This window comes from Mesorhizobium sp. M0139 (assembly GCF_040322455.1).
Lineage (GTDB): Bacteria > Pseudomonadota > Alphaproteobacteria > Rhizobiales > Rhizobiaceae > Mesorhizobium.
In genome coordinates this window covers 164272-186854 of sequence record NZ_JAMYTN010000002.1, presented here as the reverse complement: position 1 = coordinate 186854, position 22583 = coordinate 164272, and the positions used below count along the sequence as shown (strand labels likewise).

General features: G+C 62.2%; 21 protein-coding genes. 13 read left to right on the top strand and 8 right to left on the bottom strand.

The window, feature by feature from the left end:
- Positions 1–56: 56 nt before the first annotated feature.
- The 5 genes from NKJ58_RS03365 to NKJ58_RS03345 all read left to right on the top strand — a co-directional run bounded on the left by NKJ58_RS03365 (position 57) and on the right by NKJ58_RS03345 (position 3988).
- Entirely contained in the window at positions 57–1013 is a 957-nt protein-coding gene (locus NKJ58_RS03365; protein WP_023834154.1) for an alpha/beta fold hydrolase, read from the top strand.
- Positions 1014–1199: 186 nt separating this feature from the next.
- Positions 1200–1598, top strand: coding sequence for a GFA family protein (locus tag NKJ58_RS03360; RefSeq protein WP_023684918.1), 399 nt, complete (start codon positions 1200–1202; stop codon positions 1596–1598).
- Between the two features lie 116 nt (positions 1599–1714).
- Positions 1715–1906, top strand: a complete 192-nt coding sequence (locus NKJ58_RS03355) for a hypothetical protein (RefSeq protein ID WP_023700831.1) — start codon at positions 1715–1717, stop codon at positions 1904–1906.
- Positions 1907–2262: 356 nt separating this feature from the next.
- A complete protein-coding gene (locus NKJ58_RS03350) occupies positions 2263–3327 on the top strand; it encodes a glycoside hydrolase family 25 protein (RefSeq protein ID WP_023684920.1) in 1065 nt (354 codons plus the stop codon).
- A 154-nt stretch (positions 3328–3481) separates the two neighbouring features.
- Positions 3482–3988, top strand: coding sequence for a DUF2314 domain-containing protein (locus NKJ58_RS03345; RefSeq protein WP_023748585.1), 507 nt, complete (start codon positions 3482–3484; stop codon positions 3986–3988).
- A gap of 162 nt (positions 3989–4150) precedes the next feature.
- On the opposite strand, the gene NKJ58_RS03340 is transcribed toward NKJ58_RS03345, so the two are convergent.
- Positions 4151–5056 carry a LysR family transcriptional regulator gene (locus NKJ58_RS03340; RefSeq protein WP_352852774.1) on the bottom strand — a complete coding sequence of 302 codons (906 nt, stop codon included), beginning with the start codon at positions 5054–5056 and terminating at the stop codon, positions 4151–4153.
- A gap of 103 nt (positions 5057–5159) precedes the next feature.
- Between NKJ58_RS03340 and NKJ58_RS03335 the strand changes: the two genes are divergently transcribed.
- The 3 genes from NKJ58_RS03335 to NKJ58_RS03325 are packed head-to-tail and all read left to right on the top strand — an operon-like array spanning position 5160 to position 6851.
- Entirely contained in the window at positions 5160–5333 is a 174-nt protein-coding gene (locus tag NKJ58_RS03335) for a hypothetical protein (protein WP_023669054.1), read from the top strand.
- A 28-nt stretch (positions 5334–5361) separates the two neighbouring features.
- A complete protein-coding gene (locus tag NKJ58_RS03330; RefSeq protein WP_023669053.1) occupies positions 5362–5970 on the top strand; it encodes a class I SAM-dependent DNA methyltransferase in 609 nt (202 codons plus the stop codon).
- On the top strand, positions 5967–6851 hold the full coding sequence (locus NKJ58_RS03325; protein ID WP_023669052.1) for a DMT family transporter: 885 nt from the start codon (positions 5967–5969) through the stop codon (positions 6849–6851). Before NKJ58_RS03330 ends, NKJ58_RS03325 begins: the two co-directional genes overlap by 4 nt.
- 20 nt (positions 6852–6871) lie before the next feature.
- Here NKJ58_RS03325 and NKJ58_RS03320 read toward each other — a convergent pair whose 3' ends face one another.
- A complete protein-coding gene (locus NKJ58_RS03320; protein WP_352711991.1) occupies positions 6872–7813 on the bottom strand; it encodes a phosphoribosylaminoimidazolesuccinocarboxamide synthase in 942 nt (313 codons plus the stop codon).
- Between the two features lie 163 nt (positions 7814–7976).
- Here NKJ58_RS03320 and NKJ58_RS03315 point away from each other — a divergent pair, with 163 nt between their 5' ends.
- The 3 genes from NKJ58_RS03315 to NKJ58_RS03305 are packed head-to-tail and all read left to right on the top strand — an operon-like array spanning position 7977 to position 10107.
- The gene (locus NKJ58_RS03315; protein ID WP_352811686.1) at positions 7977–8948 is read left to right on the top strand and encodes a DUF3592 domain-containing protein; all 972 of its coding nucleotides are present in this window, start codon (positions 7977–7979) and stop codon (positions 8946–8948) included.
- Positions 8949–8975: 27 nt separating this feature from the next.
- Positions 8976–9497 (top strand): hypothetical protein, encoded by a 522-nt coding sequence (locus tag NKJ58_RS03310; protein ID WP_023715976.1) that lies wholly within the window; start codon positions 8976–8978, stop codon positions 9495–9497.
- Between the two features lie 4 nt (positions 9498–9501).
- A complete protein-coding gene (locus NKJ58_RS03305; protein ID WP_352811690.1) occupies positions 9502–10107 on the top strand; it encodes a hypothetical protein in 606 nt (201 codons plus the stop codon).
- Between the two features lie 23 nt (positions 10108–10130).
- Here the strand turns inward: NKJ58_RS03305 and NKJ58_RS03300 are convergent, their stop codons facing one another.
- The 3 genes from NKJ58_RS03300 to NKJ58_RS03290 all read right to left on the bottom strand — a co-directional run bounded on the left by NKJ58_RS03300 (position 10131) and on the right by NKJ58_RS03290 (position 15207).
- On the bottom strand, positions 10131–10337 hold the full coding sequence (locus NKJ58_RS03300; protein WP_352811692.1) for a type II toxin-antitoxin system HicB family antitoxin: 207 nt from the start codon (positions 10335–10337) through the stop codon (positions 10131–10133).
- Between the two features lie 92 nt (positions 10338–10429).
- The gene (locus NKJ58_RS03295; protein WP_352811693.1) at positions 10430–11158 is read right to left on the bottom strand and encodes a hypothetical protein; all 729 of its coding nucleotides are present in this window, start codon (positions 11156–11158) and stop codon (positions 10430–10432) included.
- Positions 11159–11442: 284 nt separating this feature from the next.
- On the bottom strand, positions 11443–15207 hold the full coding sequence (locus tag NKJ58_RS03290; RefSeq protein ID WP_352852773.1) for a vitamin B12-dependent ribonucleotide reductase: 3765 nt from the start codon (positions 15205–15207) through the stop codon (positions 11443–11445).
- Positions 15208–15939: 732 nt separating this feature from the next.
- On the opposite strand from NKJ58_RS03290, the gene gltX reads away from it, so the two are divergent.
- Entirely contained in the window at positions 15940–17313 is a 1374-nt protein-coding gene (gltX, locus tag NKJ58_RS03285) for a glutamate--tRNA ligase (protein ID WP_023669044.1), read from the top strand.
- Here gltX and NKJ58_RS03280 read toward each other — a convergent pair.
- Complete coding sequence (locus NKJ58_RS03280; RefSeq protein ID WP_023736543.1) at positions 17231–18427, bottom strand: DUF2865 domain-containing protein; 1197 nt, start codon at positions 18425–18427, stop codon at positions 17231–17233. The genes gltX and NKJ58_RS03280 overlap by 83 nt on opposite strands.
- Positions 18428–18630: 203 nt before the next feature.
- On the opposite strand from NKJ58_RS03280, the gene NKJ58_RS03275 reads away from it, so the two are divergent.
- Positions 18631–19251, top strand: a complete 621-nt coding sequence (locus NKJ58_RS03275; RefSeq protein WP_023669042.1) for a DUF1287 domain-containing protein — start codon at positions 18631–18633, stop codon at positions 19249–19251.
- A gap of 5 nt (positions 19252–19256) precedes the next feature.
- Here the strand turns inward: NKJ58_RS03275 and NKJ58_RS03270 are convergent, their stop codons facing one another.
- Together NKJ58_RS03270 and NKJ58_RS03265 are read right to left on the bottom strand one after the other, a co-directional pair.
- Positions 19257–21581: an NADP-dependent malic enzyme gene (locus NKJ58_RS03270; RefSeq protein ID WP_023669041.1), complete on the bottom strand. Its 2325-nt coding sequence runs from the start codon at positions 21579–21581 to the stop codon at positions 19257–19259.
- A gap of 159 nt (positions 21582–21740) precedes the next feature.
- Positions 21741–22520: an SDR family oxidoreductase gene (locus tag NKJ58_RS03265; protein WP_023819458.1), complete on the bottom strand. Its 780-nt coding sequence runs from the start codon at positions 22518–22520 to the stop codon at positions 21741–21743.
- Positions 22521–22583: the final 63 nt, after the last annotated feature.

The following is a 22583-nucleotide window of genomic DNA, read 5'->3' as shown; positions in this document are numbered from 1 at the left end:
GCATGTCGGCACGCGGCGTGCTCGCTCGTCCTTGGGGGGAACCCAAGGAGACCGACATGTCCAGACGAATCTATTTCGCCATTCTTGCCTCGGTCGCTGCCTTGTTTGCAGCGCCCGGCCCAGCCAATGCAGAGGAGACCAAGCCCGCCATGACCACCGAAGCAACAGCCATGCCGAAGCCGGAAAAGTCCGGCCTGCTGCCGATCGACGGCCTGAATTACTACTATGCCGTCTACGGCAAGGGCGAACCGCTGCTTCTGCTGCATGGCGGCCTTGGCACGTCCGACATGTTCGCGCCGTTGCTGCCTAGACTGGCGGAAAACCGCACCATCATTGCCGTCGACCTGCAGGGCCATGGCCGCACCGCGCTCGGCGAGCGACCCTTCAGCCTGGAGGGGATGGGCGACGACATGGCTGGTATCGTCAAGGCGCTCGGCTATGACAAGGTCGACGTGCTTGGCTATTCGCTGGGCGGCGGCGTCGCCTTCCGCATGGCCGTCCAGCATCCCGAGACGGTGAGACGTCTGGTCCTGGTCTCGACCGGCTTCGCCGCCAATGGCTTCTATGACGAGATGCGCGGCCAGCAGGCGCAGGTGAGCGCGGCCGCCGCCGATTTCATGAAGGACACGCCGATGTACAAATCTTACGTCGCCGTCGCCCCACGTCCCGACGATTTCCCTAAACTGCTCGATGCGCTGGGCAATTTCATGCGCAAGGATTACGACTATTCCGCCGATGTGGCGAAGCTGAAGATGCCAGTTATGCTGGCCTATGGCGACAGCGACATGTACAAGCCCGAGCACGAGATCAAGTTCTACCAGATGCTCGGCGGCGGGCTGAAGGATGCCGGCTGGATGCGTGAGAACCTGTCGCAGAACCGGCTGGCCATCATTCCCAACCGCACCCACTACGACGTCTTCTTCGCACCGGAGCTGACGGCCGCGGCACTGCCCTTCCTCAATGGCGAAACCAAGGTGAAGACCTGGGACGAAGTCCTCAGCGAAACGAAATAGCTTGCCTGAGATACATGCCGGCCGTCTCGAAGAGGCGGTCGGCTTTTTTGTGCCTGCGAAGCTACGGAGCCTTGGCGCAGCGATTGGTCCTATCGGCGCAATCGATGGCGCCATCACGGCTTTTCAATTGACCGAAAGGTACCTGTCGATATCTTCAAGAGACATTCAGTGCGATGGGTTCGAATGATGACGAAATACCAGGGCGGATGCCATTGCGGGGCAGTGCGCTACGGCACCGAGGCGGCGCCGCTCAACCAGCGCGTCTGCCATTGCCGGCGCTGCCAGAAGGTCATAGGCGCGGCCTTCAACGCCCGCCTTTTGTTTCGCATCGACGATGTCACCGTCGAGGGAGAGGTGGCGACGGTCAACACCTCTCCGGACCTCAAGCGCGGCTTTTGCGCCGCTTGCGGCACCACGCTGTTTTCCCGACGCGACTCCGCCGGCATCGTCGGCATCACCACCGGCTCGCTCGACGATCCCTCGCTGTTCAAGCCGGAAATGCATATGTGGACCGCCTCGAAGCAGCCCTGGCTGCAGCTCGATGACGGCCTGCCGCACCATGAAGGCGCGCCGCCTCCGAACTGACGCCGGCCTTACCGGAAATTAATCCCGAAACCACGACATAGCCGGCAAAGCGTCATTGGCGGGCCATGATTGGCTGCCTATCTATCGTCTGCGGGCCGGTATCGAGGAGACGACCGATGAGCGACAGAATCAGCACCCTGGACGAGCTTTTGAGCGATCCGATGGTCCTCCTCGTCATGGAGCGTGACCGCGTGCGCCCCGAACAGGTTCGCCTGCTGCTCGAACGTGCCCGCCGCCCGGCCGCCGACGCCGTGCCACCGGCGCATGTGGTGGCCAAGACTTGTTTGCAGCAATGGCTGGGAAGGTAAGGCTATGATCCTTCGTCGTCCTCGGGCTTGACCCGAGGATCCACGCCGTGACGTCGGCCGAAGTATGTCGCGGTCGAGAATGGCTTCCTTGCTCGACCCGTTTCGCCCAAACTCAATCTTGAACCGTCTTCATGCCATGGATGTAACGGCATGGATTTCCAGGGTCTGCGCGACGTCGCTTCGCGACTGCTTTGCCCTAGAATGACGAAGGTAGGTTATGGCCGCCGAACATACCCCGGCCAATTCCTAATAACTTGATTCAAACTTTGTTGGTAATTTCTCGTTAGTAATCGAGGCCGGTTTGTCCGGCGGCGTCTGTTTGCCTTCGGTCTGTTGTGTTTTGCGTACAGGTCCAGATGCGGATTTCAGGCGTCGTCAGTTTCATGTTGGCATCGCTGTGGCTTGCCGGCTGTTCGTCCACAGCGGGCGTCGATGGCTTGCAGCCGTCGAACGAGACGACCAGTTCGGTCGTGCGTCCGAGCGCGCCGGTCACAGCGGCTCCGGCGGAGACCGCCGACCTCGCGCCGATGCGGTCCGACATGGTGGCCGACAACGCTGTGGCCGACAATGCGCCGCCCTTTTCCATGGTCGAGGAAGAAGAGGCCATCGTCGCGGGCACGCCGCAGGGGAGCACCAGACCACAGCTCGAGCCCGCCGCTCTGATGTCTGCGCCGAAGCGGTTGACGCGCGCGGCGCCGGCCATGCTGGCCTCGCCGGTCACCCGCTACGGTTTCCGCGACGCCAAGCCGATCAATTTCGGCAAGGCTTCGCCACGCTACCTTGCCGTCCACGGCGTCGACGTCTCGCGCTGGCAGGGCAATGTCAACTGGGGCAAGCTGCGTGCCCAGGGCGCCAACTTCGCCTACATCAAGGCGACCGATGGCGGCGACCATCTCGACCCGATGTTCATGAAGAACTGGCGCAATGCCGACGCCGCCGGGCTGAAGCGCGGCGCGTATCATTTCTTCTACTGGTGCCGCACCGCGGGCGAGCAGGCCGACTGGTTCATCCGCAATGTGCCGAGGGTCGAAGGCGCGCTGCCACCGGTAATCGATGTCGAGTGGAACGGCGAATCTTCCTGCAAGCGGCGGCCGTCGCGGGCCACCGTGCTGGAAAAGATGAAGGTGTTCATGGACAAGCTGGAGCGCCATTACGGCCAGCGGCCCATCATCTACACCGCACCGGATTTCTATCGCGACAATCTCAAGGGTGCGTTTCTCGATTATCCGTTCTGGCTGCGCGCCGTGGCGCGGCATCCCTCAAAAGTCTATCCCGGCCGCAAATGGCTGTTCTGGCAGTACTCCGGCTCCGGCCTGTCGCACGGCGTGACCGGCCGCATCGACCTCAACGTCTTCCATGGCGACGAGCGCGCCTGGCGGGCATGGGCAGGCGGGCAGACGACCGTCGCCGACGCCGACTGAACGTCAGGCCGGTGCCGGTGCGCCTGCGCTGCCTGCCGCTGCGCCTTGGGTTGAATTTTCAGCGTCTCGCTAACGATCCGCTCACTGTGTCCTTTAGCGGTATCGCAACAGCCTTCCGGTAACGTGCCCGTGATCGGGTTTTCGGAGGGATCCATTGCGCAATCCAGTTGTGGCTGTCGCACTTGCCGCCGCCGTCGGCTACGGGTTTTTCAGTTCGCTCGGCCACATGCCGGGCGGAAGTGGCGCTTCGCTGGCGGAGTCGAAGCAGAACGTCGTGTCCTATTCCACCGAGGACAAGGCGATGCAGGCCGCCAAGGACAGCGGCCGCTCGACCCTCAAGCGCTTCCACGAATTGATGGACGCCGGCACACCCGGCACCTACACGGTAAAATTCCCGCTGACCCAGAACGGCGCCACCGAGCATATCTGGCTGCAGCTGGTCGGCTACAGCGACGGCTCCTATATCGGCCTGCTCGCCGACGTCCCGGTCAATGGCAACAAGTACAAGATGGGCGACAGGATGACGGTGACCGAGGCCGACGTCGAGGACTGGATGATCAAGAACGGCAAGGTGATCTATGGCGGCTACACCACGCGCCAGGCGCTTGCGGATATGCCGAAGGAGCAGGTCGCAAAATACGGGCTGACCTTCAAGGATTGAGCGCTTCTTCCTTCTCCCCTTGTGGGAGAAGGTGGCCGAGCGAAGCTCGGTCGGATGAGGGGTGTTCCAGCTTGGCAATGACGGTACTCCGTCACGCACCCCTCATCCGTCTCGGCGCTATCGCGCCGATCCACCTTCTCCCACAAGGGGAGAAGGGAAAGTCTAGCGCTTTTCGCGTTCGCGTATCTCTGCCGTCTGCGCCAGCACCCAGTCGCGAAACACCTTGATTTTGGGCGCGTTGCGGCGGCTCTCCAGATGCACCAGCCAATAGCCGTCGCCGTCCGATCCAAGCACGCCGAATGGCTGTATCAACTGGCCCTTTTCCAACAGGGCGCTGTAAAGGTTTCTGGTGAGGATCGCGGCGCCCTTGTCGGTCAGCGCCGCCATCGCATCATAGGCCTGCGTACCCAGCTTCGGGCCAGCGATGACGCGATCGGGCTCGAACGGCACGCCGGCAGCCTTGAACCAGATTTCCCACCAGGGATCGTCGGCACAGCATAGCGGCACTTGGTAGAGATCCTCGGGGCGGTGGATGCCGCCGACGCTTTCGGCGAGTCTCGGGCTGAGCATCGGCGTATAGTCCGCCTTGAACAGATAGTGAGCCGTCAGGCCCGGCCATTTTCCACTGCCGGTGCGAATGCCGACATCCATGTCGCCGCGCGTGAAATCGACCAGCCCGTGCGATGTATTCACCTTCACGGCAAGATCGGGATGCATCAGCTGGAATGTTCCAAGCCATACGGCCAGCCAGTTCGATGCGAAGGTTTCCATGGTCGTCACCGACAGCACGCCGGTCGCTCCACCCTTGGTGGCGACCCATGCGTCGGCCAGGGTCGAGAACGCGCCTGTTGCGTGCGGCGCCAGCTGCTGTCCGGCCTCGGTCAGCGCGATCTGCCTTGTTTTTCTTATGAAAAGCGGCGTTCCGGCACGTTCTTCCAGCACCTTTATCTGATAGCTGGCAGCTGATTGGGTCATGCCGAGTTCTTCGGCTGCCTTGGTGAAACTGCCCAGCCGGGCCGCGGCTTCAAAGACCCTGATGGCTCCTAATGGTGGTAGTTCCCAGCTCATGACGCATCAATCCCGCTGATGCATACTACGCGACGTTCGATTGGAAACCAAGCCCGGAAAACGGCATGCTGCATTCATCGGATCAAACCCTGAGGATACGGCAATGACCACCACCATCGCTCTCTACAACACGCTTCGCCGCCCGGTGCTCGACCTCTTCACCGCGCCGTTCAGGCCTCGCAAGCGCGGCTTGCTCGACCGCCGCTCGCTGTCGGATCATTTCCTCAGGGATATCGGTATGCTTGACGGACGCGTGCCTCCCGGCACCATTGGCTAAGCAAGCTCTTTGACCAGGGGAGGGAAAGATGACTGTGCCATCCGAGGATCTGGCGAAGAGCCGCCAAACGATCAACGCCTATGAGGACTATGCCGAACGCTACGACGCTCTGGTGCGGCACGTTCCGAACCAAAGAGAACAGAAATGGCTGAAGCGCCTGGTGAAGATCGCCGGCAAAGGTGGCCGGATTCTGGAAGTCGGTTCGGGACCCGGATACGACGCGGACTTCGTCGAAGGGCTCGGTGTCCAGGTTCGGCGCACAGACGCAACGAAGCGGTTTCTCGAGTTGCAGGCCGCACGCGGCAAGCATGGTGAGTTTCTCGATCTCATCACCGACGATCTCGGCGGCCCCTACGACGCGGTGCTGGCATTGTGCGTCCTGATCCACGTGCCGCGCGAGCAGGCCGACCAGGTGCTTGCCAAGATTGCCGGGTCGCTGCGGCCGGGCGGCGCCTTCCTCGTCTCGATGCGCATTGGCGATGGCGAGAAGAGCGGCGAATATCATACGGTCTACTGGCGCAGGGACGACTTCGCGGCCCGACTCGAAAACGCCGGGCTGGTTCTTGTCGGAGACGAATTCAACGTCGGCCGCGATCGCGAAGAGTGGACCACCTTTCTGGCTGTGAGGCCGTCATGACGCGCCGCGGACTGTTTTTGTTCGTGCTGCTCAGCCTCCTGTGGGGCATTCCCTATTTGTTGATCAAGCTGGCGGTTGCCGAGGTGTCGGTGCCCTTCCTGGTCTTTGCCCGAACAGCCGTCGGCGCCCTGGCGCTGCTGCCCTTCGTCCTTGTCCAGCGCAGTTTCGGATGGCTGAAGACACATTGGCCGGCGGTCGCCGCATTCTGTCTGGTCGAGATGATCCTGCCATGGGGGCTGATCACCCATGGCGAAGTCAGCATCGACAGTTCCACCGCCGGACTGCTGATTGCCATGACGCCGGCGGTAACCGTCGCGCTCTCAAAGCTGATGGGCTCGGATGAGCGGCTGGGGATACGCCGCTGGACCGGTCTTTTCCTCGGTTTTGCCGGTGTCTTCGTGCTGGCGCTGCCGACCTTGGGTGGCGGATTTCTCGCGGTCGTCGAGATTCTCATGGCCGCGGCCTGCTATGCCTCGGGTTCGATCATCGCGTCGCGCTGGCTGAACGATGTGCCGGCAACCTCGCTGACGGCAGTCTGTCTGGCAGGGGCCGCGCTGATCTACGCCGTGCCGGCGGCGTTGGCCTGGCCGGCGGCCATGCCGTCGACAACGGTGGTTGGCGCAATCCTCGGTCTTGGCGTGTTTTGCACGGCGATCGCCTTCGCCACCTATTTTCTGCTGGTGCGGGAGATCGGCCCCGAACGGGCGGTCGTCATAACCTATGTGGCGCCCGCCGTCTCCGTGGCAGCCGGCGTGCTCGTCCTTTCAGAGCCGCTCGATATCGGCATTGTAGCGGCTTTCGCGCTCATCCTGTGCGGATCATATCTCGGCACGTGGCGCGCTCCGCCAGAACCGTCCGTGTCCGCGACCTCGGCAAGTTGACCGGCGGCCGCCAGCCGCCGTCAGAAATAAGGGCGCAGGTTCTCGCGAATGCGGTCCAGCACCGTCTTTCCCGATCTATCAGCGGTGAAGGTCTTGCCGGTGATGGTCTCAAAGGCCTGCGTATAGACACGCGACGTCTGCTCGATGAGTTCGGCGGGGATTTTCGGAATACGGTCCTTGTAGGGATCGCAGCGCGCGGTTACCCAGGCGCGAATAAAGTCCTTGTCGAAGCTTTGCGGCCGCTCGCCTGCCTTGAAGCGCTCCTCATAGCTTGCCGCAAGCCAGTAGCGGCTGCTATCGGGCGTATGGATTTCATCGGCAAGGATGATGGTGCCATCCTTGTCCGTGCCGAACTCGTATTTGGTGTCGACCAGGATCAGGCCGCGCTTGGCGGCCAGCGCCTTGCCGCGCGCAAACAGCGCCAGCGCATAGCGCGAGACTGTGTCCCATTGCTCTTCCGACAACAGGCCGCGCGTCAAAATCTCGTCGCGCGTCAAGGGCTCGTCATGACCGCCATCGAGCGCCTTGCTGGTCGGTGTGATGATGGCCTGCGGCAGCTTCTCATTGTCGCGCAGTCCGTCCGGCAGGCGGATGCCGTACATATCGCGTTCGCCGTTCTTGTATTTCGTCAGCACCGAAGTGCTGGTGGTGCCGGCGAGATAGTCGCGAACAACGATTTCCACCGGCAGAATGTCGAGCCTGGTGCCGACAACGACATTGGGGTCGGGATAATCGAGCACATGGTTTTGGCAGATGTCCGCCGTTTCCTCGAACCAGTAGCGCGCCGTCTGCGTCAGCAGCTCTCCCTTGAGCGGTATTGCGGTCAGGATCACATCGAAGGCGCTCAGCCGGTCGGTGGCGATGATGATGCGGCGGCCATCCGGCAGATCGTAATTCTCGCGGACCTTGCCTTTGTAGTGGTTCGGGAGTTCCGGAATGAAGGCATCCGAGAGAACGCGCAGTGCTGTCATCCTGGTCTCATGGCTCCTAACAGTTTGGGCGACTCTTAACAAAGTTGAGGGGGCTTCGATACCCGAGGAAGGGCGGTTCGTCCTTTGCGAATAATCAAGACATTGCCTTCGCCGTGCTATCTATTTGCAGCTTCCGGCACTCCTGGGGGACGCGGTGGACGTAGAGCTCAAATTTCTGATTGTCGGATTTGCCTGCGCGATCGCGGGCGGTCTGTCGTTCATCACCTTCGTCAAATGGCGCGAGGTGCAGGCGATGAGCCACTGGCTGCCGGCGCCGGGCAAGATCATCTCGTCGCGCGTCGAGGCGCGCGAAGTCAGAAGGTCGGGCGTCGGCTCGGACAGCAGCGACACCACCGAGATGCGCAATTTTCCGGCGGTCACCTTCGAATACAAGGTCGGTAAAAAGAAATTTCAAAGCTCGCGCTACAGCGTGAAGGAGAATCTGGGGAATTTCGAAGTCACCGAAACCTTGGCGCAGTTTCCCACCGGCGCTGAAGTGACCGTCTTCTACAATCCGGCCGATCCGGGCAAGGCCGTGATCGAACGCACCCTGCCGGACGGCGCCTTCAAGTTCATGGTCAAGCTCTCGGCCGGGCTGGTGATCGGCACGGTGGTGCTGGTGTTTTCGCTCGGTGGCGTGCTGGAGGCGATCCGGCCGCACCTGCCCAAGCCGCAGAACCTCGGCGCCGGAGCGCTGCTGCTGTTCATGGGCCTGATGATCCTGCGCATGGCCTTCGTCCAGAAGTCGCTTGCCGAGCAGGCGGCAAAATGGCCGGTCGCCCCCGGCCGCATTGACTCCTCGGGCCTGCAGACGCTGCGAAACTACAGCAGCCATCGACGCTGGAGCACCGTCTTCAAATCCCGCATCGTGTACAGCTACGGCGTCGCAGGCCAGCACTACACCTCAGACCGCGTCACCTTCGGCGCCGCGGTCACCGCTTCAATGCCCCGCCTCGTCAGCGGCCAGGCGCGCAGCTATGCCGAGGGCGGCAAGGTCGACGTGCATTACGACCCAGCCAACCCCGCCTCGGCAGTGCTCGAATGCCGGGTGCGCGGGCTTTGGCTGCTGTGGGTCTGTTCGGCCGCGTTTCTGGGCGGCGCGGCTTGGCTGGTCGGTTTTATCTGAGGCGCCACTTTCATGACGAGACATCCAATGATCGTTCGCAGGCTGGCCGTCGTTTGCCTGGCTCTGCTCGGCGCCGTGCAGGCAGCGAGCGCAAGAGAGTGTCTGCTCAGCCACGCCACCTATCGCGAGCCGCGTTCGGGCGCGGTGTTGCAATTCCGGCCGCTGAACAATGAGCCGGCGGCACTGACGGCCGAAGTGTTTTCGGTGACCGTCCCCAACACCGACACGCGCTTGCCGGCCGACATCACCTGGACCAATGGCAAAAATTCGTTTCCGCTCGGCACCATCCGCTATGCCTGCACCGACGACGACCGCGAAGCGGGGCTGGAGGATGGCAGCGGTCGCTGCCGGATATGGATGGGCCAGGTCTATGCCTTGACCGGAGGCGGCGCCGAGCAGCTGAATTCGCGCGAAGCGACACCGGCGCCGAAAGGGCTGTTGCTGCCCGATTTCGGCGCGGCCTTCACCGAATTTGCCGATTTCGCCAATGCCAATCCGGACGGCTCGGCCTGGGACGCCTTCACTTTGACAGGATGCAGCGATGAATAACGCCATGAGACTGATTGTCTGGATCTGCACGCTGTTTGCCTCGGCTACGATATCAGCCGCAGCGCGGGCGGACGAGCTGGCGCCATCGCGCCCGCCGATCGACAAATGCGTCTGGGAGAAACTGGCCGACAAGACGGTCGGTTTGGCCGCCTGGGTGCAGCGCTGCGATTTCGGTTTTCGCCAGATCCACTTCGAATTCGTCGGCAACGCGCTCGCCATCAAATACAGCGATGGCGGCGCGCCCGATCCGCTGGTCGAGGTGTTCGACATCAAATCAGGCGAAACCGCCGAGGCCGCGGTGTTGCGCCTGTTGCTGGAAAAGACCGACAAATCAGTCAGCGCCCGCTGCGTGCTGACGCCCTACACCGAGGGCACCGTGCCCGCGGGCGTCAAACGCTACACATTCAGCCCCGATGCCGACTATGCAAAAGAACTGAAAGCGCTCGCCAATGATGAGGTCCCCGAACCGCCCTGCGGCGACTGGGGCGAAATGCCGGATGGTATTCAGTATTTCGAGGCGCCGGCGGGTGAGGGGCGGAGGGTGCTGTTCGTTCGGGCGGGGCAGGACGAGCCGCTGTTCGACGATCAGACGCTGCGGGTGCCGGGATAGGATGTTGTCCTGAAGGCTACCGCTTATGCCTCTATGTATTCCGCGAGACTGATTCCTTTGGGCACCTCCAGCCCATCGGCACGCAAGCCCTCGATGTGAAAGCGTATAGCGTCGCGAATTTCCGTTTCCACTTCAGGCACTGTCGCGCCCGTCGCGATGCAGCCGGGCAGGTCTGGCACATAAGCAGAGAAATTATCGGCCGCTTTTTCAATCACTACCGCATAACGCATACAATCACTCCTTCAGAGGATGCTACGGTGTTCCGGTGCCGCTCATCCTCTCCCCACAACAAGGGGAGAAGATAAGCACTACCGGGTGACCATTAACGCCGTTTCCGGCTGGCCTCTTCGTCAGCAATTAACCTCGCCCGAATTGACGGCCACCTGTCTGCGATCTCTTGACATGAGGCAGCCAGCAGCTTTCTGCGTTGGCTGAAGCTACCGGGTGCAGCGAAAATCTTCTGGGCGAACACGTCAACCACAAAACAAAATTCTGCGCGCGGCTCTCCAGCATCTTCGAAACATTCCTCCGCGTACCAGTGGAGAAGTGCCCCATGCAGCGCCGAAGTTTCTGTCGACAACGGTAGTGTTTTGCAGAGATAAGGTTTGATCAAGCCGAAGCCGACTTCCCCCTTTCCTGTTTGTGGCATCTTGACCGAGTTTGTCGGTCGAACACCAACAGATACACCGGCAAGAACGAATTTTGGCTGGCTATCTGAAATGCCGGTTATTCTGGCAGCAGTAGGCAGCTTGTCCAAGCTCATAGTCCGGCAAAGTTCGATAGCATCGTGAGCCGTAAGAAGCCTTTGTTCATCGTGCGAGGTGGCAGGTTGGCGCGATAATAAGGCTCTGTCGAGTTGAGATAATCGGCTGTCATCACGCCCGTGAGTTTCAATGAAATGCATCATTGCTCGCTCTATCTCGTTGTAGCGAGTGTCGAGGAGGAAGTTCTTAGGTTTGATGATGTCTTCAATGATCGCGGTTCGCCGCGTGGAGCGAGCGAAACAATATTCAACCAACTTATTAGCGCTAATTCTCGCTTCGATCTTCATAACGAAAAAAGCCCTTTCCGGAGCAGTTAAAGTCACACTAGCTGCCGATGCCTTCTCGACTCTCTGATCAGAATCTCAGGAGATGGGATTCTGATCTCGTCGCCCCGCATGGGCTTCGGCGCATCGCGGTACCAAAGGCCGGCCTGAAAGGGGCGGCCTTTGGTGTTTTGAGGGATGTTACATAAAGACATCCTTATGTGGCGTACTCTTTTTGTTCTCGATACCATTTCGGCCCGATCTTGCGACCGGGCCGATGATGTTGCGTTTTAGCGCTAGGACTTTCCTCAGCTGCACCCGCTCGTCGATCCACAAGTATCGCACTTCTCGCAGGTGCCGTTCCGCACCATGGTGAAGTTGTGGCATTCCGAGCATTCGTTGCCGGTGTAGCCTTGCATCAAGGATTGCTGACGGCGCGTGGAGGCAAGCGCCTTTGCCTCGGCCGCTTCTTTCGCTGCTTCGTCGGTGAACAACCCGGTGGGGTCGGCAGCCTCCTCGGAAACAATATCTTCGACCAATTCCTTGGCTCGCTCCTCATAGTCGCGCTTGTAGGCGATGGCTTCGTCGCTTGCTGGTTTAAGCGCCAGCACATTGGAGCCTGAGAACGCAGTTGGGGTGACCCGGGCAGGGGCCGCGGCAGGTGATCCGGCAAAACCCTTGGGTTCGCCACCTAGGCCAGACACCAACTTGACCGGCGAGGCGCCGCGGGTAAGGCCCTTCGAGAACGGCGTCGCCTTGCCTTCGTTGATGCCGCGTCCGAGCGCCGTCTTGTCGAAATCCGACTGGTCGACATGGGCGAGGTCGTGGCGGCCGAGGTAGGACACAGCGAGTTCGCGGAACACATAGTCAAGGATCGACGTCGCATTCTTGATGGCGTCGTTGCCCTGCACCATTCCGGCCGGCTCGAACTTGGTGAAGGTGAAGGCCTCGACGAATTCCTCGAGCGGCACGCCATATTGCAGGCCAAGCGAGATGGCGATGGCGAAGTTGTTCATCATCGCCCGGAAAGCAGCGCCTTCCTTGTGCATGTCTATGAAGATCTCGCCGATGCGGCCGTCATCGAATTCGCCGGTGCGCAGGTAGACCTTGTGGCCGCCGACGACCGCTTTCTGGGTGTATCCCTTGCGGCGGTTCGGCAGTTTTTCACGATCGCGATAGAGACGTTCGATGACGCGTTCGACGATCTTCTCGGTCACTTGCACGGCGCGCTGTGAAGCGGGCGCAGCGATCAGCTGCTCGACCGCGTCGTCCTCGTCATCCTCGCTGTCGGCGAGCAGCGACGAATTGAGCGGCTGCGACAGCTTTGAGCCGTCGCGATAGAGCGCGTTGGCCTTCAGCGCCAGCTTCCACGACAGCATGTAGGCGCCCTTGGCGTCTTCCACCGTCGCATCGTTGGGCATGTTGATGGTCTTGGAGATGGCGCCGGAGATGAAGGGCTGTGCCGCCGCCATCATCTGGATGTGGCTGTTGATGGACAGCGAGCGCTTGCCGATCTTGCCGCACGGGCTGGCGCAGTCGAACACCGCCAGATGCTCGGCCTTGAGGAAGGGCGCGCCTTCCAGCGTCATCGCACCGCAGACATGGATGTTGGCGGCCTCGATGTCCTTCCTGGAGAAGCCCAGCGCCGGCAGCATCTCGAACGAGAAGTCGTTGAGCTGCTCGTCGGTGAAGCCGAACGTCTCCTTCACCCAGTCGGCGCCCAGCGTCCACTGGTTGAAGACGAACTTGATGTCGAAGGCCGACTTCAGCGCCGCATTGAGCGCCGCGATCTTGTCGTCAGTAAAACCCTTCGCCTTGAGCGAGCCGGGGTTGACCGCCGGCGCCTGGTTCATGTTGCCGTGGCCGACAGCGTAAGCCTCGATCTCGGCGAGCTGGCTCTCGGAATAGCCCAGCGTGCGCAGCGCTTCCGGCACGGCGCGGTTGATGATCTTGAAGTAGCCGCCGCCAGCGAGCTTCTTGAACTTCACCAGCGCGAAGTCGGGCTCGATGCCGGTGGTATCGCAATCCATGACCAGGCCGATCGTGCCGGTCGGCGCAATCACGGTCGCCTGCGCGTTGCGGTAGCCATGCTCTTCGCCGAGTTCGATGGCGCGGTCCCAGGCAGCCTTGGCGTGCGTGGCCAATTCCTGCTGCTTCAGGTCGGACGCGACCAGCGGCACCGGATTGACGGCGAGTTTCTCGTAGCCCTGTTTCTCGCCATAGGCGGCACGGCGATGGTTGCGCATGACGCGCAGCATGTTCTGCGCGTTACGGTCGTAGTCGGCGAAGGCGCCGAGCTCGCCGGCCATCTCGGCCGAGGTGGCATAGGCAATGCCGGTCATGATGGCGGTGAGCGCTGCGCAGATGGCGCGGCCCTTGTCGGAATCATAGGGGATGCCCGACGTCATCAGCAGGCCGCCAATGTTGGCATAGCCGAGGCCGAGCGTGCGGTATTCGTAGGACTGCTTGGCGATCTCCTTCGACGGGAACTGCGCCATCATCACCGAGATTTCGAGGACGACGGTCCACAGCCGCACCGTGTGCTCGTAGGCGGCGATGTCGATCGTGCCGTCGGCGTTGCGGTAGGGGAGCAGGTTGATCGAGGCCAGGTTGCAGGCCGTGTCGTCGAGGAACATGTATTCCGAGCACGGATTGGAGGCCCGGATCGCACCGGCCGAAGCGCAGGTGTGCCAGTCGTTCATCGTCGTGTTGAAATGCAGGCCCGGATCGGCCGAAGCCCAGGCGGCGTAGCCGATCTTTTCCCAGAGGTCGCGTGCCTTCAGCGTCTTCAGCACCTTGCCGTCCTTGCGGGCGGTCAGATGCCAGTCGGCGTCGTCCTCGACGGCGCGCAGGAAGTTGTCCTTCAGCGACACCGAATTGTTGGAGTTCTGGCCGGAAACGGTGAGGTAGGCGTCGGAATCCCAGTCGGTGTCGTAGGTCTTGAACGACATCGCGGTGTAGCCCTGCTTGGCGAACTGGATGACGCGGTAGATGTAGTTCTCCGGCACGGCCGACTTCTTGGCCGCCTTGATCTCGCGCTTCAGCGCGGTGTTCATCGACGGGTCGAAGCAATCGTCATCATGGCCTTCGCAATTGATGCAGGCCTTCATGATCGCTTCGAGATGTTTTTTCACGATCTTGGAGCCGGTGACCAGCGACGCCACCTTCTGCTCTTCATTGACCTTCCAGTCGATGAATTCCTCGATATCGGGATGGTCGGCGTCGACAATGACCATCTTGGCCGCACGACGCGTGGTGCCGCCCGACTTGATGGCGCCCGCCGCGCGGTCGCCGATCTTGAGGAAGCTCATCAGGCCGGACGAACGGCCGCCGCCCGACAGCTTTTCGCCTTCGCCGCGCAGCATCGAGAAATTGGAGCCGGTGCCCGAGCCATATTTGAACAGACGCGCTTCACGCACCCACAGGTCCATGATGCCGCCTTCGTTGACGAGATCGTCCTGCACGCCCTGGATGAAGCAGGCATGCGGCTGCGGATGCTCGTAGGAGGACTTCGACTTGGTCAGCTTGCCGGTGAACGGGTCGACATAATAGTGGCCCTGGCTCGGGCCATCGATGCCGTAGGCCCAGTGCAGGCCGGTATTGAACCATTGCGGCGAGTTCGGCGCAACGCGCTGGGTGGCGAGCATATAGGCGAGTTCGTCGCGGAAGGCGCTGGCGTCTTCTTCCGACTTGAAGTAGCCGCCCTTGTAGCCCCAATAGGTCCAGGTGCCGGCCAGCCGGTCGAAGACCTGGCGGGCGTCGATTTCGGAACCGTAGCGCTCGGCTTCCGGCAGCTTGGCAAGCTCGGCCTCGTCGGCGACGGAGCGCCACAGGAAGGAGGGGACGTCGTTCTCCTCGACCTTCTTCAGGCGCGCGGGCACGCCGGCCTTGCGGAAATACTTCTGCGCCAGGATGTCGGCGGCAACCTGCGAGAACTGCGCCGGCACATCGATATTGTCCAAGCGGAACACCACCGAGCCGTCCGGATTCTTGATCTCCGAAAGCGCCTTGCGGAATTCGATCTCCGCGTAAGCTGATTGGCCTGGCTTGGTGAAACGACGCTCGATGCGCATTGGTCCGGTCCCTTTTGTCTATATATAGCGCTTTTCCCCGGGGATTTCTGCCCCCAATGCGAAACGCGCATGTCCGCCGTCTGCCGGCGTTCGAAAACACCGGCTCTCCTTGTGGCAGTCTTCGTCGCCTTGCTGGTCGAGCTTCTTACGAAGCCGCTGTTCCAACTCTGCGCCGAACCCTGCGGGTCCCTCAAAACTGAATTTTTCCTCGATTCCCTCGACCGAGGGAAATTCACACTATCTAGCGTCGAACCTGCCTGCAAACACTAAATATAGTGTTAACAGACAATTTATTCCAGTCCGACAAATCTCCCTTTTCGCTCCCGAAGCCCCCACGATCCAACGCTTCCGCCAGCCTCGTAAACAGGCGGAAATCATGGCCGAAACGCACAAAATCCGGGAAAAATGACCGGGCTCGAAACTCTCCGGTCGCGCCCTCAACAAGAGCACATGGCACATAAAAGGCGACTCGGTTTGCGTCGTCAAGGATTCGTTTGCGTAGCTTTTGTGACCCCAACATCTTGTGTGTCACATATGTGGATAACGGGGACAAAAAGCGGCTGAGGAAAGCCCGATTCTGCCGGCGTGGACCGCTGGTGAGCGGTTCACCCGAGACAGGCCCGGCCGGATTCTGGCTCACAGCCTTTTCATTTTAGCTGGCGTGCATTATGTCTTTGGCGTCGCGCGGGGGCGCGTCTTGTCAATTCCAAGAGCATCCGTTACGCCCCGCCCATGACAGTTACCGTCCGTTTTGCCCCCTCACCAACCGGCCGCATTCATATCGGCAATGCCCGCACCGCCTTGTTCAACTGGCTGTTTGCCATGAACAACAAGGGCCGTTTCATCCAGCGCTTCGACGACACAGACATTGCCCGCTCGAGGCAGGAATTTTCCGACGCCATCCTCTACGACCTGCACTGGCTGGGGATTTTCCCCGATGCCACCGAATACCAGTCGCGGCGCTTCGAAATTTACGACGCGGCAGTGGAGCGGCTGCAAAGGGCCGGCGTTGTTTATCCCTGCTACGAAACCCCCGAAGAACTCGACCTGCGCCGCAAGGTGCGCCGCACGCGCGGCCTGCCGCCGGTCTATGGCCGCGAGGCGCTGGCGCTTTCGCAGCAGCAGATCGCCGAATACCGCTCCGATGGCCGCCGGCCGCACTGGCGCTTTCTGCTGCCGAATTTCACCAGCGATCCGCTGCAGCCCGAACGCACCGAAATCCACTGGAACGATCTGGTGCGCGGCGAGGAAACCGTCGATCTGGCCTCACTGTCCGATCCGGTGCTGCGGCGCGAGGACGGCACTTATCTCTACACGCTGCCTTCGGTCGTCGACGACATCAAGATGGGGGTCACTCATGTCATTCGCGGCGACGACCACGTCACCAACACCGGCGTGCAGATCGCGCTGTTCAAGGCATTGGGCGCCGAGCCGCCTGTCTTCGGCCACCACAATCTCTTGACCACGGGCTCGGGCGAGGGCCTGTCGAAGCGCAGCGGTGCGCTGTCGATCGAAAGCCTGCGCGAGGAGGGCATCGAGCCGATGGCTGTGGCTTCGCTGGCCGTCCTTGTCGGCACCTCGGAAAATGTCGCGGCGGTGCATGACATGCCGGCACTGGCCGCGCGCTTCGATCCCGCCGCCACGTCGAAATCGGCGGCCAAATTCGACCCGGACGAGCTGTTCGTGCTCAATCGTGCGCTCATGCACCACATGCCGTTTTCCGAGGCGCGGGATCGGCTGATCGTGCTCGGCATCTCCGGCGACAAGGCCGAGCCGTTCTGGCTGGCGGTGCGCGGCAATCTCGACCGGCTGAGCGACGCGGTCGGCTGGTGGCGCATCCTTGCCGACGGCCCGCAGCCCGCGCCGGAATTTTCCGACGAGGATCGCGACTTCCTGCAGCAGGCCTTCGACCTGTTGCCGGAAGAGCCGTGGACCGGTACGGTCTGGAAAGACTGGACGGCCAGGATCAGGGAAGCCAGCGGCCGCAAGGGCAAGGCGTTGTTCATGCCGCTCAGGCTGGCGCTTACCGGACTTGCTTCCGGGCCGGAGCTTGCAGATCTATTGCCGCTGCTGGGTCGGGAAGGAACGCTGGCCCGACGACCCTGACCTTGCGCTGGTCCGGCGGGATCAGCGACACCGGCGACACCACCGGCTTGACGGCAAGGCGCTTGATGGCGGCGCGGTCGAGCCCGCCTTGTACGTTCGCCAGCGTCTCCGGATCCGCGCCTGGATCGGGTTTGGCCGCCGGCACCGGAATGAACGGCGTGGTCTCAATATCGGGCTGAAACTGCTCGGGCGGTGGCGGGTTACCGCCGATGATCTCGAAATTTCCGGCCTGCGCGTTGCAGCCACATGCCTGCGGCCGCGACTGGTTGGGTTGTTTGTAGAGATAAGCGGTAGGCAACTCGCTGTAGGGCCTCCCGGTCACCGACGACGTCATGTTGGCCGAATCGTCTTCCATGCCGCGCGAATAGAACACCTGCATTTCGGTGCCGGGGCAGCTCGATTCGCAATTCTTCTGGTCGCGCTCGAAATCGCCGAGCGAAGCCGAGTTCGACATCGGGAAGAAATAGCCGTCGCAGGTACGCACGCAGCTCGTATGGAACTCGCCGCCGACCGTCGGGAAATCCGGCACGCCGGGCTGATTGAGCACCCGGCGCACATTGCGCTCCTCGCCGGGATCATCGGGCTGATCGAGCGTGTCGATCTGCCGGTCGCCGCCGAAAAGCTGGTCGAACAGATCGCCGTCGTCGGGTTCGCGGCTGGCTTCCTGCAGCGGCTCCCGGCGCGGCGCGGGCTCGTCACGGCAGCCATTGGCGTCGAGCGCGGCCAGGATGCGGCCGCGGTCGCGCCGCGAGCCGCCGCCGGCAAGCTGCGCGCGCTTGGCTTGCAACGCATCGAGATTGGCGTTCATGCGATCGATGCTGCTGTTCAGCGCAGCACATTGGCTGACATTGCGCGAAAACAGCGAAAACCCGCAATTCGCATCGCTCGCACGACCGCGCACCTTTGATAGCTGTTCGAACTGGCGGGAGATGGCCTTGTCATACTTCCGCACCATGCTGGAATTGCCGCCGCCATTCGATGAAGAAGCAAGCTCGGCTTCCAGTTGACGGCAAACGCGGGAGGCGGCCTGCGGTTCAGTGGTGGCGACGGCCGAAAGCACAAGCGCGCCGAGCAGCGCAGCCAGATGCTTCAGCCTCCATCGTCCGCCCGTCATTGCCCGAAACCCCGCTTGCCTGCCTGTCTACCGGATTCGCAGTTAACCGTTCCCTCAATCTACAACCAAAGATGGTCTTAGCCCATAGACGCGTTGCAGGAGGCGTTTGGATAGGGCGGCAACTGTGCGGTCTCACCGCTGCATGAAAAAGGCGCAATCGCCCCGGAATATCCCACGATCCAGCAATGCCCCGGGGAGCTGGCATGATCGCGATTAGCCGCCGAACTGCGCTGCAGTTCGGTCTGTTGTGCCTGGCGGCGCCCGCCGCCCGGGCGCAGGGAAATCCAGCCGCTCCGGACTGGCGCAGCAAATTGGTCGAAGCCGCGCGTGAGCAGATCGGCGTCACCACCTTCTACGACCCGGCCTATGTCCGCCTCGACTATCCCGGCGGCGATGTCGCGCCGGATCGAGGCGTGTGCACGGACGTCGTCGTGCGCGCCTATCGCCGCGCCTTCGAGCTCGACCTGCAGAAGCTGGTGCATGAGGATATGGCGGCCAATTTCGCCGCCTATCCCAAGACCTGGGGTCTGAAAGCGACCGATCGAAACATCGACCACCGACGGGTCGGCAATCTTGCCGCTTTTTTCGGGCGCAAGGGAGTTTCCTTGCCCGCCAGCGAGTATCCTCCCGACTTTCAGCCGGGCGATGTCGTCACCCAGATGCTGCCCGGCAACCTGCCGCACATCGTCATCGTCTCATCCGAACGGTCGGCGGACGTTCCGGAACGAGCGCTGGTCATCCACAATATCAGGTCGGGCGCCCGCGAGGAGGACACGCTGTTTGCCTTCAAGCAGACCGGGCATTACCGTTTCGTGCCTGCCTGACGGCGTCAGTTGAAATGAACCACCGCCTGCGCCTTGTGCGCCGCCTCGACCACTGCCAGCGCCGTCATGTTGACGACGCCGCGCGACGTCACCGACGGCGTCAAAATATGCGCCGGCTTGTCGGTGCCAAGCAGGATCGGCCCGACATGCAGCGCGTCCATCATCGTGCGCAGCGCGGTCAGCGTGATGTTGGCGGAGTCGAGGTTGGGGAACACCAGGAGATTGGCTTCGCCCTTCAGCCGCGAATGCGGATAGACGCGCTGGCGCAGATGCTCCGACAGGGCTGAATCGGCATGCATCTCGCCGTCGCATTGCAGGTCGGGCGCAACGCGCGCCAGGATCGCCGCTGCCTGCCGCATCTTCAGCGCGCTGGGAGAATCGCGCGAGCCGAAATCCGAATGCGACAGCAGCGCCGCCTTCGGCTCGATGCCGAAGCGCTGGATTTCCTCCGCCGCCAATATGGTCATTTCGGCGATCTCCTCGGCCGTGGGGTCGACCGAGACATGGGTGTCGGTGAGGAAGATGATGCCGCGTTGCGAGATCAGCATCGACAGCGTCGACAGGTCGCGGTCCTTGACGCCCGCGCGTGGTCCGATGACCAGCGTCACATTGCGCAGATGCCGCTCGAAACGGCCCTCGAGGCCGCAGATCATGGCGTCGGCATCGCCGCGCTTCAGCGCCAGTGCCGCAATCACCGTATTGTCGGTGCGCACCATGGTGCGCGCGGCCTCCGTCGTCACGCCGCGCCGGCCGGCAAGCTCGATCAACAGGTCGACATAATGGCGGTAGCGCGGATCGTCTTCCGGGTTGATCAGGCCGAAATCGACGCCCGGCTTGATACGCAGGCCGTAGCGCTTCAGCCTGACCTCGATGACATGCGGGCGGCCGATCAGGATCGGCTCGGCAATGCCTTCCTCCAGCACCACCTGGGCTGCGCGCAGCACGCGCTCGTCCTCGCCGTCGGCATAGATGACGCGCTTGGCGGTCGACGCCTTGGCCGACGAAAACACCGGCTTCATCACCAGGCCGGAGCGGAAGACGAAGCGGTTGAGCTGGTCGATATAGGCGGCGAAGTCGGTGATCGGCCGTGTCGCGACGCCGGTGTCGCAGGCGGCCTTGGCCACCGCCGGCGCGATGCGCAGGATGAGGCGCGGATCGAAGGGCGAGGGGATCAGGAAATCGGGCCCGAAGATCGGCGTCTCGCCGGAATAGGCGCGCGCGGCGACATCCGAAGGCTCTTCGCGGGCAAGGGCGGCGATCGCCCTGACCGCCGCCATCTTCATCTCCTCGTTAATGGCGCTGGCGCCGCAGTCCAGCGCACCGCGGAAGATGTAAGGAAAACACAGTACGTTATTGACCTGATTGGGAAAATCGGAACGCCCGGTGCAGATCATGGCGTCCGGCCGCGCCGCCCGCGCCGCCTCCGGCATGATCTCCGGATTGGGGTTGGCCAGCGCCAGGATCAGCGGCTTCGGCGCCATATGCCGCAACAGTTCCGGCTTCAGCACGCCGGCGGCCGATAGGCCGAGGAAGACGTCGGCGCCCGGGATCACATCGGCCAGCGTGCGCGCCTCGGTATCCTTCACATAGGGGTCTTTCCAGCGGTCCATCTCGTCGGTGCGGCCCTTGTAGGCGACGCCGAAGCGGTCGGTGACCCAGATGTTCTCTACCTTGGCGCCAAGCGAGACCAACAGGTTGAGGCAGGCGAGCGCTGCCGCACCGGCGCCTGAGGTGACGATCTTGATGTCGGAAATGGCCTTGCCGGCGAATTCCAGCCCGTTGAGCACCGCGGCGGCGACGATGATGGCGGTGCCATGCTGGTCGTCATGGAAGACGGGAATGCCCATGCGGGCCTTCAACTGCGCCTCGACCTCGAAGCATTCGGGCGCCTTGATGTCCTCGAGATTGATGCCGCCGAAAGTCGGCTCCAGCGCCGAGATCGTCTCGACCATGCGCTCTATGCCCGGCGCGTCGATCTCGATGTCGAAGACGTCGATGCCGGCGAATTTCTTGAACAGCACCGCCTTGCCTTCCATCACCGGCTTGGAGGCGAGCGGGCCGATATTGCCGAGGCCGAGAACGGCCGAGCCGTTGGAGACGACGCCGACCAGATTGGCGCGCGCCGTGTAGTCGGCGGCGGTCGCCGGATTGTCACGGATTTCGAGGCAGGGGGCGGCAACACCAGGCGAATAGGCCAGCGCCAGATCGCGCTGGTTGCCGAGTGGCTTGGTCGCCTGGATCTCGAGCTTTCCCGGCCTTGGATGCTTATGGAAGTAGAGGGCGGCTTCGTCGAGGTCCGAACGTGCCGTTTTCTTGTTCTCGCCTTCCATGCGGCCGCTCCCTCAAACCTGCTTTGCAGCCTTTTAGCACGCAAAAATGGTTTTTCGCGACGCCAAATAACGCAAGGGCGGCTAAAACAACCGGGGCCGAAAAGACCGAATTATTTCAAACGGTTGCGCGGAAATCCTGCTGAGGATGCACTGAGCCCTTCAGAACGCGCTGACATAGAGGCCGCCATCGACCGGGATGTTCTGGCCGGTGAGATAACCGGCATGGACCGAGCACAGAAAGGCGCAGATCTGGCCGAACTCTTCCGGCGTGCCGAGCCGCTTGGCCGGAACGTCGGCGCTGATGCGGGTCTTGCGCGCTGCGGCCGCTGCCGGGTCTTCCATCGTGCCGGCCTCATGCGGGCCGCGCAGCCGGTCGGTGTCGAGCTTGCCCGGCAGCAGGCTGTTGATGGTGACGTTGCGGTCGATCACCGTGCGCGCCACGCCGGCCAGGAACGAGGTCAGCCCGGCTCGCGCGCCGGACGACAGATCGAGGCCGGGAATCGGGACGTAGACCGACAGCGAGGTGATGTTGACGATGCGGCCGAAGCCGCGCATGGCCATGCCGTCGATGACGGCCTGCACCAGTTCGATCGGCGTCACCATGTTCTGCGTCACGCCTTCGAGGATCTTTGCGCGGTCGAGTTCGCGGAAATCGCGCAAGGGCGGGCCGCCATTGTTGTTGACCAGGATATCCGGGTCGGGGCAGGCGGCAAGGATCGCCTTCTGCACGTCGGGCGTCGAGACGTCGCCGACGATCTCGGTCACCTTCACGCCGTAGCGTTCGCGCAGTTCGGCTGCGGTTTTTGCCAGCAGCTCGGCATTGCGGCCGTTGACAACGAGATCGCAGCCGGCCTCGGCCAGCGCCGTGGCGCAGCCGCGGCCAAGCCCTTTGCTCGATGCGCAGACGATGGCCTTCTTGCCCTTGATGCCAAGATCCATGACGATTTTCTCCTGTGAATGGCGCGGCACGCTAGCCCTTTGGCTGGCCCAATCGCAACCGTC

Bases quoted from the DNA above. Each gene is read 5' to 3' on its own strand.
- NKJ58_RS03365 (WP_023834154.1), top strand. From the start codon at position 57: ATGTCCAGACGAATCTATTTCGCCATTCTTGCCTCGGTCGCTGCCTTG.
- NKJ58_RS03360 (WP_023684918.1), top strand. From the start codon at position 1,200: ATGACGAAATACCAGGGCGGATGCCATTGCGGGGCAGTGCGCTACGGC.
- NKJ58_RS03355 (WP_023700831.1), top strand. From the start codon at position 1,715: ATGAGCGACAGAATCAGCACCCTGGACGAGCTTTTGAGCGATCCGATG.
- NKJ58_RS03350 (WP_023684920.1), top strand. From the start codon at position 2,263: ATGCGGATTTCAGGCGTCGTCAGTTTCATGTTGGCATCGCTGTGGCTT.
- NKJ58_RS03340 (WP_352852774.1), bottom strand. From the start codon at position 5,056: ATGAGCTGGGAACTACCACCATTAGGAGCCATCAGGGTCTTTGAAGCC.
- NKJ58_RS03335 (WP_023669054.1), top strand. From the start codon at position 5,160: ATGACCACCACCATCGCTCTCTACAACACGCTTCGCCGCCCGGTGCTC.
- NKJ58_RS03330 (WP_023669053.1), top strand. From the start codon at position 5,362: ATGACTGTGCCATCCGAGGATCTGGCGAAGAGCCGCCAAACGATCAAC.
- NKJ58_RS03325 (WP_023669052.1), top strand. From the start codon at position 5,967: ATGACGCGCCGCGGACTGTTTTTGTTCGTGCTGCTCAGCCTCCTGTGG.
- NKJ58_RS03310 (WP_023715976.1), top strand. From the start codon at position 8,976: ATGATCGTTCGCAGGCTGGCCGTCGTTTGCCTGGCTCTGCTCGGCGCC.
- NKJ58_RS03305 (WP_352811690.1), top strand. From the start codon at position 9,502: ATGAGACTGATTGTCTGGATCTGCACGCTGTTTGCCTCGGCTACGATA.
- NKJ58_RS03300 (WP_352811692.1), bottom strand. From the start codon at position 10,337: ATGCGTTATGCGGTAGTGATTGAAAAAGCGGCCGATAATTTCTCTGCT.
- NKJ58_RS03295 (WP_352811693.1), bottom strand. From the start codon at position 11,158: ATGAAGATCGAAGCGAGAATTAGCGCTAATAAGTTGGTTGAATATTGT.
- NKJ58_RS03290 (WP_352852773.1), bottom strand. From the start codon at position 15,207: ATGCGCATCGAGCGTCGTTTCACCAAGCCAGGCCAATCAGCTTACGCG.
- gltX (WP_023669044.1), top strand. From the start codon at position 15,940: ATGACAGTTACCGTCCGTTTTGCCCCCTCACCAACCGGCCGCATTCAT.
- NKJ58_RS03280 (WP_023736543.1), bottom strand. From the start codon at position 18,427: ATGACGGGCGGACGATGGAGGCTGAAGCATCTGGCTGCGCTGCTCGGC.
- NKJ58_RS03275 (WP_023669042.1), top strand. From the start codon at position 18,631: ATGATCGCGATTAGCCGCCGAACTGCGCTGCAGTTCGGTCTGTTGTGC.
- NKJ58_RS03270 (WP_023669041.1), bottom strand. From the start codon at position 21,581: ATGGAAGGCGAGAACAAGAAAACGGCACGTTCGGACCTCGACGAAGCC.
- NKJ58_RS03265 (WP_023819458.1), bottom strand. From the start codon at position 22,520: ATGGATCTTGGCATCAAGGGCAAGAAGGCCATCGTCTGCGCATCGAGC.